Source organism: Halomonas sp. CSM-2, assembly GCF_002119345.1.
In the GTDB taxonomy this organism is placed as follows: domain Bacteria; phylum Pseudomonadota; class Gammaproteobacteria; order Pseudomonadales; family Halomonadaceae; genus Vreelandella; species Vreelandella janggokensis.
Map to the genome: position 1 here is coordinate 64,200 of NZ_NBYR01000015.1, position 12,927 is coordinate 77,126.

General features: G+C 56.2%; 12 protein-coding genes and 1 riboswitch. Of the genes, 6 read left to right on the plus strand and 6 right to left on the minus strand.

Annotated features, from left to right (window positions below):
* Nucleotides 1-13: 13 nt before the first annotated feature.
* The 3 genes from B7L15_RS13960 (at nt 14) to rpsA (ending at nt 4,824) form a co-directional block, all read left to right on the plus strand.
* The gene (locus B7L15_RS13960; protein ID WP_085919563.1) at nt 14-2,275 is read left to right on the plus strand and encodes a bifunctional prephenate dehydrogenase/3-phosphoshikimate 1-carboxyvinyltransferase; all 2,262 of its coding nucleotides are present in this window, start codon (nt 14-16) and stop codon (nt 2,273-2,275) included.
* The gene (gene cmk / locus B7L15_RS13965; RefSeq protein ID WP_085919564.1) at nt 2,272-2,961 is read left to right on the plus strand and encodes a (d)CMP kinase; all 690 of its coding nucleotides are present in this window, start codon (nt 2,272-2,274) and stop codon (nt 2,959-2,961) included. The genes B7L15_RS13960 and cmk overlap by 4 nt, the downstream gene beginning before the upstream one ends.
* A 183-nt stretch (nt 2,962-3,144) precedes the next feature.
* Entirely contained in the window at nt 3,145-4,824 is a 1,680-nt protein-coding gene (gene rpsA / locus B7L15_RS13970) for a 30S ribosomal protein S1 (protein WP_066320448.1), read from the plus strand.
* 119 nt (nt 4,825-4,943) lie between these two features.
* On the opposite strand, the gene B7L15_RS13975 is transcribed toward rpsA, so the two are convergent.
* The gene (locus B7L15_RS13975; protein ID WP_085918485.1) at nt 4,944-5,963 is read right to left on the minus strand and encodes an IS30 family transposase; all 1,020 of its coding nucleotides are present in this window, start codon (nt 5,961-5,963) and stop codon (nt 4,944-4,946) included.
* A 34-nt stretch (nt 5,964-5,997) separates the two neighbouring features.
* Between B7L15_RS13975 and B7L15_RS13980 the strand changes: the two genes are divergently transcribed.
* From B7L15_RS13980 to B7L15_RS13990, 3 genes are all read left to right on the plus strand, one after another.
* Nucleotides 5,998-6,858, plus strand: a complete 861-nt coding sequence (locus tag B7L15_RS13980; protein WP_085919565.1) for a tetratricopeptide repeat protein — start codon at nt 5,998-6,000, stop codon at nt 6,856-6,858.
* Nucleotides 6,859-7,135: 277 nt separating this feature from the next.
* Nucleotides 7,136-7,291: a hypothetical protein gene (locus B7L15_RS19595; RefSeq protein WP_156524491.1), complete on the plus strand. Its 156-nt coding sequence runs from the start codon at nt 7,136-7,138 to the stop codon at nt 7,289-7,291.
* Nucleotides 7,292-7,605: 314 nt separating this feature from the next.
* Nucleotides 7,606-8,031, plus strand: coding sequence for a hypothetical protein (locus B7L15_RS13990; RefSeq protein ID WP_085919567.1), 426 nt, complete (start codon nt 7,606-7,608; stop codon nt 8,029-8,031).
* Between the two features lie 31 nt (nt 8,032-8,062).
* Here the strand turns inward: B7L15_RS13990 and B7L15_RS13995 are convergent, their stop codons facing one another.
* The 5 genes from B7L15_RS13995 to B7L15_RS14015 all read right to left on the minus strand — a co-directional run bounded on the left by B7L15_RS13995 (nt 8,063) and on the right by B7L15_RS14015 (nt 12,557).
* Nucleotides 8,063-8,683 carry a hypothetical protein gene (locus B7L15_RS13995; protein WP_085919568.1) on the minus strand — a complete coding sequence of 207 codons (621 nt, stop codon included), beginning with the start codon at nt 8,681-8,683 and terminating at the stop codon, nt 8,063-8,065.
* A gap of 51 nt (nt 8,684-8,734) precedes the next feature.
* A complete protein-coding gene (locus B7L15_RS14000) occupies nt 8,735-9,625 on the minus strand; it encodes an NAD-dependent epimerase/dehydratase family protein (RefSeq protein ID WP_085919569.1) in 891 nt (296 codons plus the stop codon).
* 90 nt (nt 9,626-9,715) lie between these two features.
* Entirely contained in the window at nt 9,716-10,480 is a 765-nt protein-coding gene (locus tag B7L15_RS14005; RefSeq protein ID WP_085919570.1) for an ABC transporter ATP-binding protein, read from the minus strand.
* Nucleotides 10,480-11,544, minus strand: a complete 1,065-nt coding sequence (locus tag B7L15_RS14010) for a FecCD family ABC transporter permease (RefSeq protein ID WP_066319060.1) — start codon at nt 11,542-11,544, stop codon at nt 10,480-10,482. Before B7L15_RS14010 ends, B7L15_RS14005 begins: the two co-directional genes overlap by 1 nt.
* Nucleotides 11,541-12,557 (minus strand): ABC transporter substrate-binding protein, encoded by a 1,017-nt coding sequence (locus tag B7L15_RS14015; RefSeq protein ID WP_066319062.1) that lies wholly within the window; start codon nt 12,555-12,557, stop codon nt 11,541-11,543. Before B7L15_RS14015 ends, B7L15_RS14010 begins: the two co-directional genes overlap by 4 nt.
* 64 nt (nt 12,558-12,621) lie before the next feature.
* Nucleotides 12,622-12,812, minus strand: a riboswitch (cobalamin riboswitch).
* Nucleotides 12,813-12,927: the final 115 nt, after the last annotated feature.

The following is a 12,927-nucleotide window of genomic DNA, read 5'->3' on the forward strand; positions in this document are numbered from 1 at the left end:
AGCGGGTGAGAAGATGTCCGGTGGGGCAGATGTCGATGAGTCGCGGTTGTTGATTGTCGGGCTCGGCCTGATTGGCGGATCACTGGCCTCGGCGCTGCGTTTTGCCGGGTTTGAGGGCCAGATAGTCGGTTGCGATCCCAACCCCGATGAAATTGCCCGTGGTATCGAGATGGGCTTGATTGACAGCGGCGGCACCGAGCTTGGCGCCCAGGTGGCTGATGCGTCACTTATCGTGCTCGCCGTCCCAGTGCTGGCGATGGAAACGGTAATGAAAACGCTGGCTGGCGCATTGCCCAAGGCTGCCCCTGATGTGGTGATTACCGATGTGGGCAGCACCAAGGCGGCGATTCGCGCCTGTGCCAAGCGCGTTTTTGGTGGCGTGCCTGCCAATATGGTGTTGGGTCATCCAATTGCCGGCTCAGAAAAAAGTGGCGTGTCGGCAGCCAATCCCGATCTCTATCGGCATCACAAGGTGATCTTGACCCCTGAGCCGGACGTTGATGAGGCGGCCTTGGCGCGGGTTTCGGCTTTGTGGGCGGCTTGCGGTGCCGATGTGCTGGAAATGAGCGTTGAGCACCACGACCATGTACTGGCGCGTACCAGCCACTTGCCGCACTTGTTGGCATTTTCGTTGGTCGACACGCTGGCGCGTCAGGATGACCGGCTGGATATTTTTCGCTACGCCGCCGGGGGATTTCGTGACTTCACCCGTATTGCGGGCAGTGACCCGGTGATGTGGCGCGATATCTTCATCGCCAATCGCCAGGCGGTACTGTCGTCGCTGGATGATTTTGAAGCGGGCCTTGCCCGATTGCGCAAGGCCGTTGAGCAAGGCGATAGCGATGCCCTGATTGCGACATTTGATCGGGCCAGCCATGCACGCCACTATTTCGATACGTTATTGAACAAAACCACTTATCAGGCGGAATATCATATGCAACCAGAAGGTAAGGTAACTTACCGGGTGCGGCCAGGCGGTCAGGCGCAGGGTCGACTGCGAGTGCCCGGTGACAAATCCATGTCACATCGCTCAATCATGCTGGGGGCACTGGCTGATGGTGTTACCGAGGTCAAAGGTTTCCTTGAGGGAGAAGACAGCCTTGCTACGCTTCAGGCGTTTCGTGAAATGGGCGTGGCCATTGAAGGGCCACACCAGGGGCGCGTCACCATCCATGGCGTAGGCATGCATGGATTAAAAGCGCCTTCTGGCCCCCTTTATGTGGGCAATTCGGGCACCGCGATGCGACTGTTTGCAGGCTTGCTGGCCGGGCAGGCATTCGACAGCGAATTGACCGGCGACGAGTCGCTGAACAAGCGTCCAATGGCCCGTGTTGCTGACCCGCTGCGCCTGATGGGGGCAACCATCGATACCGCAGAAGGTGGACGCCCCCCGCTGAATGTCAGAGGCGGCGCCGCTTTAAAAGGCATTGATTACGACATGCCTATGGCCAGTGCCCAGGTGAAATCCTGCCTGTTGCTGGCAGGCCTTTATGCTGAAGGTGAAACCCGCGTGCGTGAGCCAGCGCCTACCCGCGACCACACTGAGCGCATGCTCAACGGCTTTGGTTATCCGGTGTCCCGTGAGGGTGATACCTGTTGGCTGCAGGGTGGCGGAAAGCTGACAGCGGGGCCGATCGATGTGCCGTCGGATATTTCATCAGCGACGTTTTTCCTGGTGGCCGCGGCCATTACCCCAGGTTCCGACATAACGCTTGAGCATGTGGGCATCAACCCGACGCGTATCGGCGTGATTAATATTCTCACCCTGATGGGGGCCAACCTGGCCCTTGAAAATCAGCGTGAAGTGGGTGGCGAGCCCGTTGCGGATATTCGCATTCGTTACGCACCGCTTAGCGGTATTGAGATTCCTGTCGACCAAGTGCCATTAGCGATAGACGAATTTCCAGCCTTATTCATTGCCGCCGCCAACGCCAAGGGCACCACGCGATTACGCGGCGCCGAAGAGCTGCGCGTCAAGGAGTCTGATCGCATTCAGGCGATGGCTGATGGCCTGGCCATTCTGGGCGTCGAGCATACGGTCGTTGCTGACGGTATTGATATTACTGGTAATGGCGACGACCAAGTGGCCAGTTATGGTGGCGGGCGGATCGATAGCCTGGGTGACCACCGAATTGCAATGGCCTTCGCCATTGCTGGACTGCGGGCAAGCGACGATATCGTAATCGATGATTGCGCCAATGTGGCGACCTCCTTCCCGGATTTCGTGGACCTGGTAACCCGCGTGGGGATGACGCTATCGGTGGAGGGGGCATGACTGAAATCACCCCTGTATTGACCATTGATGGCCCCGGCGGCGCAGGTAAAGGCACGATCAGCGGGCTAATGGCCGAACGCCTGAATTGGCACCTGTTGGACAGTGGTGCCTTGTATCGGTTGACGGCGCAGGCCGCTGTCAAACATCAGGTGGCGCTTGACGACGAGGCGGCGTTGGCACAATTGGCCCAAGCATTGGATGTCGCTTTTCCGGTCGAAAATGGTCAGCCACGAACCCTGCTGGAAGGCGAGGATGTCAGCCGTACAATCCGCACCGAACAAGCTGGCGAGCGTGCTTCTCAGGTGGCGGCGCTTCCGGCTGTACGTCAGGCGCTGCTGGAGCGCCAGCGCGATTTTTGTCAGGCGCCTGGCCTGGTGGCTGATGGTCGAGACATGGGAACGATCGTTTTTCCTGACGCGTCTCTGAAGATATTTCTGACCGCCTCAGCATCGGAGCGGGCCCGCCGTCGCCATCAGCAGTTGCAGGAAGCAGGCGTGGATGCTAGTCTTTCGAGTCTTCTAAAGGAGATTCAGGCACGCGATGCACGCGATATGCATCGCGACGTGGCGCCACTCAAGCCGGCAGATGATGCCATCACGCTTGATACCACGCGCCTGAGCATACCGGAAGTGGTTGATCAGTTGACCGAGCTACTGGCCCAACAAGGCCTGGTCTCCGGAAATTGACTCTCCCTTGCGGCGTTTTTGGATAGGTGTCATGACATGGCAGGGCGTAAAACTCACATTGGGAGCCCGGTCAGGTTTAACCAGCGCTAACACCTCCAAAAGCAGAGTGACATTAGGCCCGTGCTCGCTGGTGGTACGGAGAAGGCATTTATGCCTCAACAACGTTGATCACGTAGGAACACCATGAGCGAAAGCTTTGCTGAACTGTTTGAACAGTCTCTTAACGACATTAACATGGAGCCAGGCGCTATCGTCGCGGCCCAGGTTGTCGATATTGACGGTGACTGGGTTACCGTCAACGCCGGTCTGAAATCTGAAGGTCAGATCCCCGCGGCGCAATTCCGCGACGAGAACGGCGAACTGAACATTGCGATCGGTGACGATGTTCACGTTGCACTTGAAGCCGTTGAAGATGGCTTCGGTGAGACGCGTCTATCCCGTGAAAAAGCCAAGCGCGCAGAAGCTTGGAAGATTCTGGAAGCCGCCTTCGAGAAAGATGAAGTCGTCAAAGGCGTGATCAACGGTAAGGTCAAAGGCGGCTTCACCGTCGATGTCGACTCTATCCGTGCCTTCCTGCCGGGCTCTCTTGTCGACGTTCGCCCGGTTCGCGATACCGCGCACCTGGAGCACAAAGAGCTGGACTTCAAGGTCATCAAGCTCGACCCGAAACGCAACAACGTCGTGGTTTCACGTCGTGCGGTTCTGGAAGCAGAAAACAGTGCGGAACGTGAAGCGCTGCTGGCCACGCTTCAGGAAGGTCAGCAAATCAAGGGTATCGTCAAGAACCTGACTGATTACGGTGCCTTCGTTGATCTGGGTGGCGTTGATGGCCTGCTGCACATCACTGACATGGCATGGAAGCGCATCAAGCATCCGTCTGAAATCGTGGCTGTCGGCGACGAAGTCAACGTGAAAGTGCTTAAGTTTGACCGTGAGCGCAATCGCGTTTCTCTGGGTCTCAAGCAGCTTGGCGAAGATCCGTGGGTTCGTATTAAAGAGCGCTATCCGGAAGGTACCAAGGTTCATGCTGTGGTCACCAACCTGACCGATTACGGCTGCTTTGCTGAACTGGAAGAAGGCGTTGAAGGCCTGGTTCACGTTTCTGAAATGGACTGGACCAACAAGAACATCCATCCGTCCAAAGTGGTTCAAGTGGGCGATGATGTTGATGTCATGGTATTGGATATCGACGAAGAGCGTCGTCGTATTTCTCTGGGTATCAAGCAATGCACTGCTAATCCCTGGGAAACCTTTAATGCCGAGTACAACAAGGGCGATCGCGTCTCGGGTACCATCAAGTCAATCACGGACTTTGGTATCTTCATCGGCCTGGAAGGCGGTATCGACGGGTTGGTTCACCTGTCCGACATCTCCTGGACCGATACTGGCGAAGAAGCGGTTCGTAACTTCAAGAAAGGCGACGAAGCCGAAGCGGTCATCCTGTCTATCGACCCTGAGCGCGAGCGCATTTCACTGGGTATCAAGCAAATGGATTCTGATCCGGTTGCTGAATATCTGTCGGTCAACGACAAGGGCAGCATCGTCACTGGTCGTGTCGTTGAAGTAGACGCCAAAGAAGCTCACGTTGAGCTGGCTACCGATGTAGTGGCCGTGCTCAAGGCGTCTGAAATCGCGGCTGATCGCGTTGAAGATGCACGTAACGTTCTCAGTGAGGGCGATAGTGTCGAAGCACGCATCGTGAGTGTTGATCGCAAGAGCCGTCAGATTAATCTGTCGGTGAAAGCGAAAGAGCAAGATGACACGCGTCAGAACCTCAAGAAACTGCGTGAACAAGAGCCGGAAGCAGCAGGTGGTGCTACCACGATCGGTGACTTGATTAAGCAGCAAATGGGCCAAGACTAATATCCTGTTAGTGATGGCTTCATAAAAACGCCGCCTTTAGGGCGGCGTTTTTTTGTGAGCAATTTTTGTCTGTATAACTTGGCGATTAACCTAGGCGGCCTCAAGTTCCAAGTGCAACACTATTGAAGCGCGCTCGGTCCGGCGACGGATTTCTTGAGTACCTCGGCGTAGACTTCCAGCGGCGTGCGCCAGTCCAGTGTCTTGCGCGGCCGTGTATTGAGTGAGTCGGCGATCTCGTCGAGCTCTTCCTGGCTGAAGACCGACAGGTCCGTGCCCTTCGGCAGGTACTGTCTCAACAGCCCGTTGGTGTTCTCATTGGAACCCCGCTGCCATGGGCTATGCGGGTCGGCAAAGTAGATCGCTGTCCCCGTCTTCTGAGTGATCTCGGCATGCTTCACCATCTCTTTGCCCTGGTCATAGGTCATGGACAGGCGTAGAGCGCGCGGCACCTCATTGAGCTTGTCGCTGAAGCCAACAGCCGCCGCTGTAGCCGTGGTGCCATCCACTTTCGCCAGGATCACTAAACGCGTCGTGCGCTCCACCAATGTACCAACGGCAGAACGATTGTTAGCGCCAATGATGAGATCCCCCTCCCAGTGGCCAGGCATCAGGCGGTCTTCAATCTCAGGTGGCCGCAGGTGGATGCTCACCAGATCAGGAATCTGTTGCCGCCTATCCTTGCCACGGCTGCGAGGGCGTCGTTTACCGTTACCCTGGCGCAAACAGGCAATCAGCTCCTTCTTGAGCGAGCCGCGCGGCATGAGGTAGAGCGCATTGTAGATGGCTTCGTGCGAGGCGTGGCGGTCAGTGTTATCAGGAAACATACGCTTCAGTGTGCGGGCTATTTGCTCTGGTGACCAGTACTTGCGCAGCAGGTAGACCACCAGCTCAAAAAGCTCACCATCGAGAGGTAACTTTGGGCAACGGCGAGGCCGACAGCGGGTCAGTCGGGCTCTATGTCCAGCGAGGCTGGCGTCATACGCCCCGTCAGGCTTGACAGTATGGCGCACCAGTTCTCGTGAAATAGTACTGGGTGCACGTCCTAACTGACGGGCGATAGCGCGAATCGAGTGGTGAGCCTGCATCAGCATGATGGCAGCTCGATCTTCAGCAGAAAGATGGCGATAACAGTGAGTCATGGCAATACCCTACCTGATAGGTTAGGTGTTGCACTTGGTCATTGAGACCGCCGCCCTTCAGCGCGAAGAGAGCATTCCTTATTTAGAAATAGCGGCAGAAGCGGGCGACATAGATGCAATGTTTTATCTTGGAGAAGCGAGCTACTCGCAGGAGTGGCACTACCGCGCCGCGCAGCAGGGCGAACTCTACTCCATGTTGCGCTTACAAAATGCATGTGAAAAGCAACAATTATGTCCAGACAATGGTGATGACTGGGTCGAAGCAGCAATCGCAGATGCCCTGCCTCTAGCTGAGGCAGGCAACACAAATGCAATGTTTGCGCTCTACCCCCTTTATGCCACCCAAGGGTACGACGCTGAGCCTCAGTATTGGCTGGAAAAAGCGGCTGAAGCAGGAAGCGTAGAAGCACAATTCAAGTTGGCAGGGCGAATCCACGATGGTCGAGCAGGCTATCCAGACGATACTGAGCGACTAAACGCAGCAGAGCAGTTATATCGTAGAGCAGCGGAAGCGGGTTATCCACGTGCCATGAGTGGCCTAGCGCGTTTTCTACACGACCAGGGGCATGATGATGAGGCTTGGCAGTGGATGGTGAGGGCTTCTGAGGCAGGGCATGTCAATGCTAGGCAATGGCTTGCTTATTGCTATATAGAGCCTGATGAAGAGAAAAACGGCATGTGCCAGACGGAGAGAGATCCCGCTAAAGGCTGGGCCATTCTTCTTGCCGTTAATGAAGAAGCGCCGAACATACATGTCGAGAACGCACTAAGCTACTTCGGCGACAGTGATGAGGTAACCCCGGAACAGCGCGAAGAAGGTGAGCGCATGATGGACGAATGGCTCAACCGCGAACCACCTCTCTCCTATTTTCCAATGAAGTTCTTTGGGCCCTAATGTTATTAACGAAACGACCAAAAATACTGACCACACTGGCGGGTCTGACAATAGCGATGTTCTTGACGCCCGCGGCCTTGGCTTTGAATGACGAGGCTCAATAAACGCGACGGCGATTAACGACACCACAGCAAGCATTATCAATACGTTCTTTCGGAAGGCCGCTGGCGGCCTTCCCTGGCGGTAACGGGCATGGAACACACAAGGAGCATGAGCCCGAAGGACTTTCCTCTGCGTGGGAAAACCGCTGATGACTACTGGATCAAGTAAAGGCTTAATGTCCGTTAAAGAGAACTTTGGCGATTACTACGCCGACACGGTCTATACCCCCACCAAGCGTCAGCAGCGGGAAGAGGCGAACCCTGAGCGGGACACCATCATTGAGTCGCGGCTATTATGGAGCCGCCGGATCCAGGACAACGGGACAAACTAAGAGTATGGCTATATAATATCGCCATCTCCTAGAACTGGGAGAATCAGCGTGTCAAAAAAAATGAAGACGATAAAATATTAAAAGAAATGAAGGTGCGCTATGATGAAAAGGTTATTATACCTCCTCATTACACAGCGCTAACCAGAGCTCTTCATGTTGCAATAGCTTTTGGACTAGTTCTATTTTTAAGGAAAGGTCGAAAATAAAATCAGGTAAGCGCCAGTCTTCACAGCCTGGTGGAAAGGCTGCTGTCATTAGGTTGTACAGTGAAGTAACTAAGTAAAATCAATTCAATGGTAAAAGGGGCGGTTGCAATGGAGTTTTCTAGTGCATTTAGGGCTAAGCCGATCGATAGGTTAGTTCAACCAATTGGTGGGATCATCATTATTGCCTACTCTCTGATGATGACAGCACTTTCAATGGAGATGCGCTTTTTCCTAGTGGCGGTGGGTGCTGTCGCGATAGCTTTCGGTATACTTTATCATTTTCATAAGGTTTTTAAGGTTTATGAAGATCATTTTGAGTTTAAGAAAACACCTATTTCGCCGTCGTTAAAGATTTGTTATAGTAGTGTAGAAAGCTTTGAGAAGGTTGGTGGTAGTAAGCTGAAGGTTCTTTATATGCATAGTGGCGAAATTAAAAGGCGAACACTCTACATCGGTATGCTAAGTAAAGATGACCGCGATAAATTAATAGAACAATTAACTGCTCGAACCCCAGTTCTGCCAAGTAAAGGCTGAGATTTTAACGTTGATAGCTTTCTGATGTGTCTCATTCGTAGCGACTCCGCCAACGCTGCCCGCCAACCATCACCAGGTGCAGTGGCAGGTAGACGGCTACCGGCCATATCAAGGTTAGCAGGAGCAGATACAACCAAGGGTCGAGGCTGTCTTGGGGTTGGCCAAAGGGGCCGTGTACCCAGTTGATATTACGCTCGGCGTCAGTGAGCAGGTAGGACAACGGCACCACGATCCAGGTCAGCAGGGTCTGCCACAGCAGGGCGCGGCGCGCGTAGCCCAGTTTCGCCACGCCGATGCCTGCCACCAGCGGGAGTACAACGTGATAAAGCGACATGGCCCGCGTCATGGGTGGGTGCTCGGGGTTGAACATGTACTCGGTGCCACCGATGGGGTGGACGCCGGTGAACGCCGCCGTCGCGACGTCAAGCGTCCACAGGCTACCGACCAGCGCCACCGCCAGCCACTGCATCGACATCAGGGTACGATGCTCCGTCCAAAGCGCCACCAGCAACAGGAAATTTGCCACGTTGCACAGCCAGAAGAAATTCTGGGGGCCCAGCAGCACTGCATAGCTCGGCGCCCAGATCAGGACCCACAACGAAAAGGCCAGCTTCAGCCATCGAGGCACACCCGCTACCGGGGAATCGGCCATGGTCGTCTCCTTGTTGGCTAGACAAATCAACGTCGCTAGTTCACGGCACCCTTACTTCTCCAGCTCATCCCGCCAGGAATGGCGCGGTGTAAAACCGACCAGACGACGCGCTTTCTCAATGCTATAGAAGGTCTCGTGCTCGCCCATTTCCCGCTTGGTCGGTACCCCTGAGTAGAAGCGTTCAATCACCTGGGCGTTTGTTAGCCCCACCGATAGATCGTCATTGGCGACGTTGAACACCTGGTAGCCCAGGCCATCCATTTTCAGACAGCAATCGACCATCTGGCCCAGGTCGCGGGCGTCGATGTAGGCGAAGATGTTACGACGGCGCAGCGCCGGGTTGTCCATGTAGGTCGGGAAATGCTGGCGGTACTCGTAGGGCTCGATAACGTTATTGATGCGCAGGCCGTAGATATCGATACCCGAGCGTGCCTGGAAGGAGCGCGCAGTGACTTCGTTGACCACCTTGCTCATGGCGTAGCTGTCCTGAGGCACGGTGGGATGCTCTTCATCGACCGGCAGGTAATCCGGTTGCACCTCGCCGTCGGCAAAACATACGCCGTAGGTCGTCTCGCTGGAGGCAAAAATCACCTTGGGAATACCCAGCTTGGTGGCGGCATCCAGTACGTTGTAAGTGCTCAAGGTGTTGATGCGATACATCTCGTTGTCCGGCCGGTGCAGGATGGCGGGTATCGCCGCAAAGTGGACAATGGCATCGTAGCGCGGCACGCCGGTGCCCGGTTCCAGCTCGTCCATTCCGGCGTAGGCGTGGCAGGCGTTGAACACCTGGCCAGCATCGGTGAGGTCTGTCTTCAGAGTGGTAATGCCGGGCACGTCGGATGTTGCCCAGTCCAGGTTGGTGACGCGGTGACCCTGGTCGCGAAGATAGGCGGTCGCATGGCGGCCCGCCTTGCCACTGCCACCGGTGAATAGAAGTCGCATAGGTATCCCCTGGTTAATGGAAAGCACCACATCACCTTAGCAAACAACGGCTAGCCCCGCTTATTGATCACCTGGCTGTGCGCGTCATGACTAAATAGCATTGCGAAAACGCATCATCTGGCTGCCGTCGATGGGGTCGGCGAAGATATCGGCGTAGACACCAAAGGTCTGGCGTAGCCGGAATGCCGTCAGTACCTCTTTAGGCGGGCCGCTATCCACCAGGCGGCCGCCGTCCATTACACCGATGCGGTCACACTCCATGGCGTGGTTCAGGTCGTGCAGCGAGATAATCACCGTAACCGGAAGCTGCCTTACCAGCTCAAGGATCGACAGCTGGTGGCGGATATCCAGATGGTTGGTGGGCTCATCGAGCAGCAGAATCTTGGGTTGCTGCGCCAGTGCGCGGGCAATATGCACGCGCTGGCGCTCACCGCCGGAAAGCGTGTGCCAAAGCCGGTCGGCCATATGCGCCATATCGACATCGACCAGCGCCTGAACCACGATGGCATTATCTTCAGTTGACCAGGGGCGCAATGCGGTAAGAAAGGGCGTCCGGCCCAGCGCCACTACGTCACGCACGCTAATTCTATCGGTGGTATCGGCCTGCTGCTCGACTAAGGCAATAGACTGAGCAATCGCCCGTTGCTTGAGGTTGTGCAGGGGCTGGCTTTCCATTAGCACCTGTCCTGCTTTGGGTTTGTTCAAGCCTGCCAACAGGCGAAGTAGCGACGTCTTGCCCGAGCCGTTCGGCCCCACCAGTCCAAAGGTCTGGCCGGGCTCGACGGTAAGGTTAATGTCAATCAGTAGAGGCGTGCCATGCACTGACCAATCGAGTTTTTGAGCGGTTAACTGCATTACGACCTCTTGCCGCGCACGAGAATGAGCGCAAAGGCAGGTGCGCCAATCAGCGAAGTAATCACCCCGATCGGTAGCACTTGGCCGGGGATCAGAGTGCGCGAAAGAATATCTGAGCCAATCAAAAAGACCGCCCCAGCAAGCGCCGTGGCTGGAACCAATCGCGTGTGTTGGCTGCCTACGATAAAACGCATGGCATGGGGAATTACCAGCCCAACAAAGCCAATCGCCCCCACAATAGACACCATCACCGCCGTGACCAGCGCCATGGCGATAATCAGCATGCCACGCACCGGGCGCACCGCGATGCCCATGGAGGCGGCGCTGTCGGCACCGAAGGTAAAGGCATCCAGGGAGCGGCGGTGCCATAGGCAAACCAGTACCCCAAACAGCGCGGCAGGCACCGCCAAGGTCACATCGGCCCAGCGCACACCAGAAAGATTACCCATCAGCCAGAACATGATGCCCCGGGCCTGCTCGGCGCTCGCCGACTTGGTAATGATAAAAGCGGTCAGCGCATTGAACAGCTGTGAGCCGGCGATGCCCGCCAGAATAATCGCTCCCGCTGCCTGAACGCCGCGGCCACCCCCCACGCCGCTGTTGGCCGCATGGGCGAGCATCACCACGATACCAAAGGCGAGAAGGGCGCCCACAAAGGCACCCAGGGAGAGCGAAAGCGCGCCCGCGCCAAGGCCAGCGACGGCAACGGCCACCGCGCCGGTAGAGGCCCCAGCGGAAATGCCCATCAAGTAGGGGTCGGCCAAGGGGTTGCGCAGCAGCGCCTGAAGCACGACCCCTGCCAGGGCCAGGCTAGTACCACAACAGGCAGCGACCACGGCGCGGCTAAGCCGGTAGTTCCAGATAATGCCTGCATCGATCCGGTCAACCGCATAATCCGCGCCCAGTAGCTGATTGGCGAGCACTTTGAGAATGGTATCAACGGGAATCGGTGTCTCGCCGATGGCTGTGCCCGCGATCAGCGCCACCACGAGCACCAGCGGCGTGATCCATAGCCAGCGCAGTGCAAAACCTGCCGTAGATAGACGCGTTAACGCAATGCTCATTCGTCAAATGCCATTGTCGCTAGCGCCTCGGCCAGTGTTTCAAGGCCGTAAATAGTGCGCATCGTGGCGCTCATGGCGTGGGCATCCATCTCTATGATGTGGTTGTTTTTAACCGCCGTCATTTCACGGGTAACCGGGTCACTGTGCAGAAACTCACGCTTGGCTTCAATGTCGTCGGCAGGAAAGCGACGGCGATCCATGCGAGCGATAACAAGCACATCGGGGTCAGCCCTGGCGATGCTCTCCCAGCCCACCGTGGGCCACTCCTCATCGGACTCGATCACATTGCGCATACCGAGCTTATCCATCATATAGCCCGGCGCGCCCAACTGACCCGCAACAAAGGGGCTAACCCCCAGGTCTGTCGATGAGAACCAGAATGCCGCTGACAAGTCTTCCGGTAAATCAAGGCTGCTCGCCAAGTCGATAGCGCGCTGTTCGCGGTCGTTCAGCTCTGCTACTAACGCCTCACCAGCGTCTTGAACGTCGTAGATCTTGGCTAACTCGGTGATCCCTTTATAGATGGAGTCCGTCGAGAAGGCGGCGGTGCGGGTGCCATCGCCGCCAGTAGAGTTATCCTTGGTGTCGCAGTCGGCGGGCATAATATAGGTGTTAATACCCAGCTCATGAAACTGTTCCCGGGTGGCGACGCTGCCGGTGGGGCCCACGTGCCACTCGTATTGTACCGCCACCAGATCAGGCCGTTTATTGACCACGGCCTCAAAGCTTGGGTCGTCGTTGGCGATCCGCTCGATCGCTTCATTGACCTCAGCAAACTGGGGCAGGACCGGGGTGAACCACACCGAGGTGCCATTCACTCGATCAGCGAGCCCCAGCGAATAGAGGATCTCCGTGGCTGACTGGCCTACCGTCACCGTTCGCTCCGGGGGCGACGCCACGCTGATCTCTACACCGCAATTGGTTAGCGTAAGCGGGTAGTCGGTGGAGGCGTAAGCCGCCTGGGCAAGGCCAACAGCGCTCGCGGCGATGGCCGTGGTCAATCTCAACATCATGTACACTCCCGTGCATGATGAGCTCCGCATTCGGCCAGAAAACACTGGCCGAGCCACTTCGCTCGATGTAAGCAATATATCGGCAGTTCTCCTGACTGACGGGTCATGGCTAGCTCGCCTTCCCAGACAATGTGTCCAGTGGCATCAAAAAGCATCGCTCGCCGCCTACAGTTGCGGGGGCAGTTCCGTTTCGCGGCAAGCCGCGGCGGATTCTCTATTAAGTTCCGTGGGGAACACCGACACTGGCTATTCTAGGTGGCAGGGGGATAACGAACAACACAAAGCCTAAGGATCTTATGAGACCTTATCATAAAAGCAATGTTATAACATTACATTTAGAAGACGTGTAAAAATCCAGCGGGATTCTTAG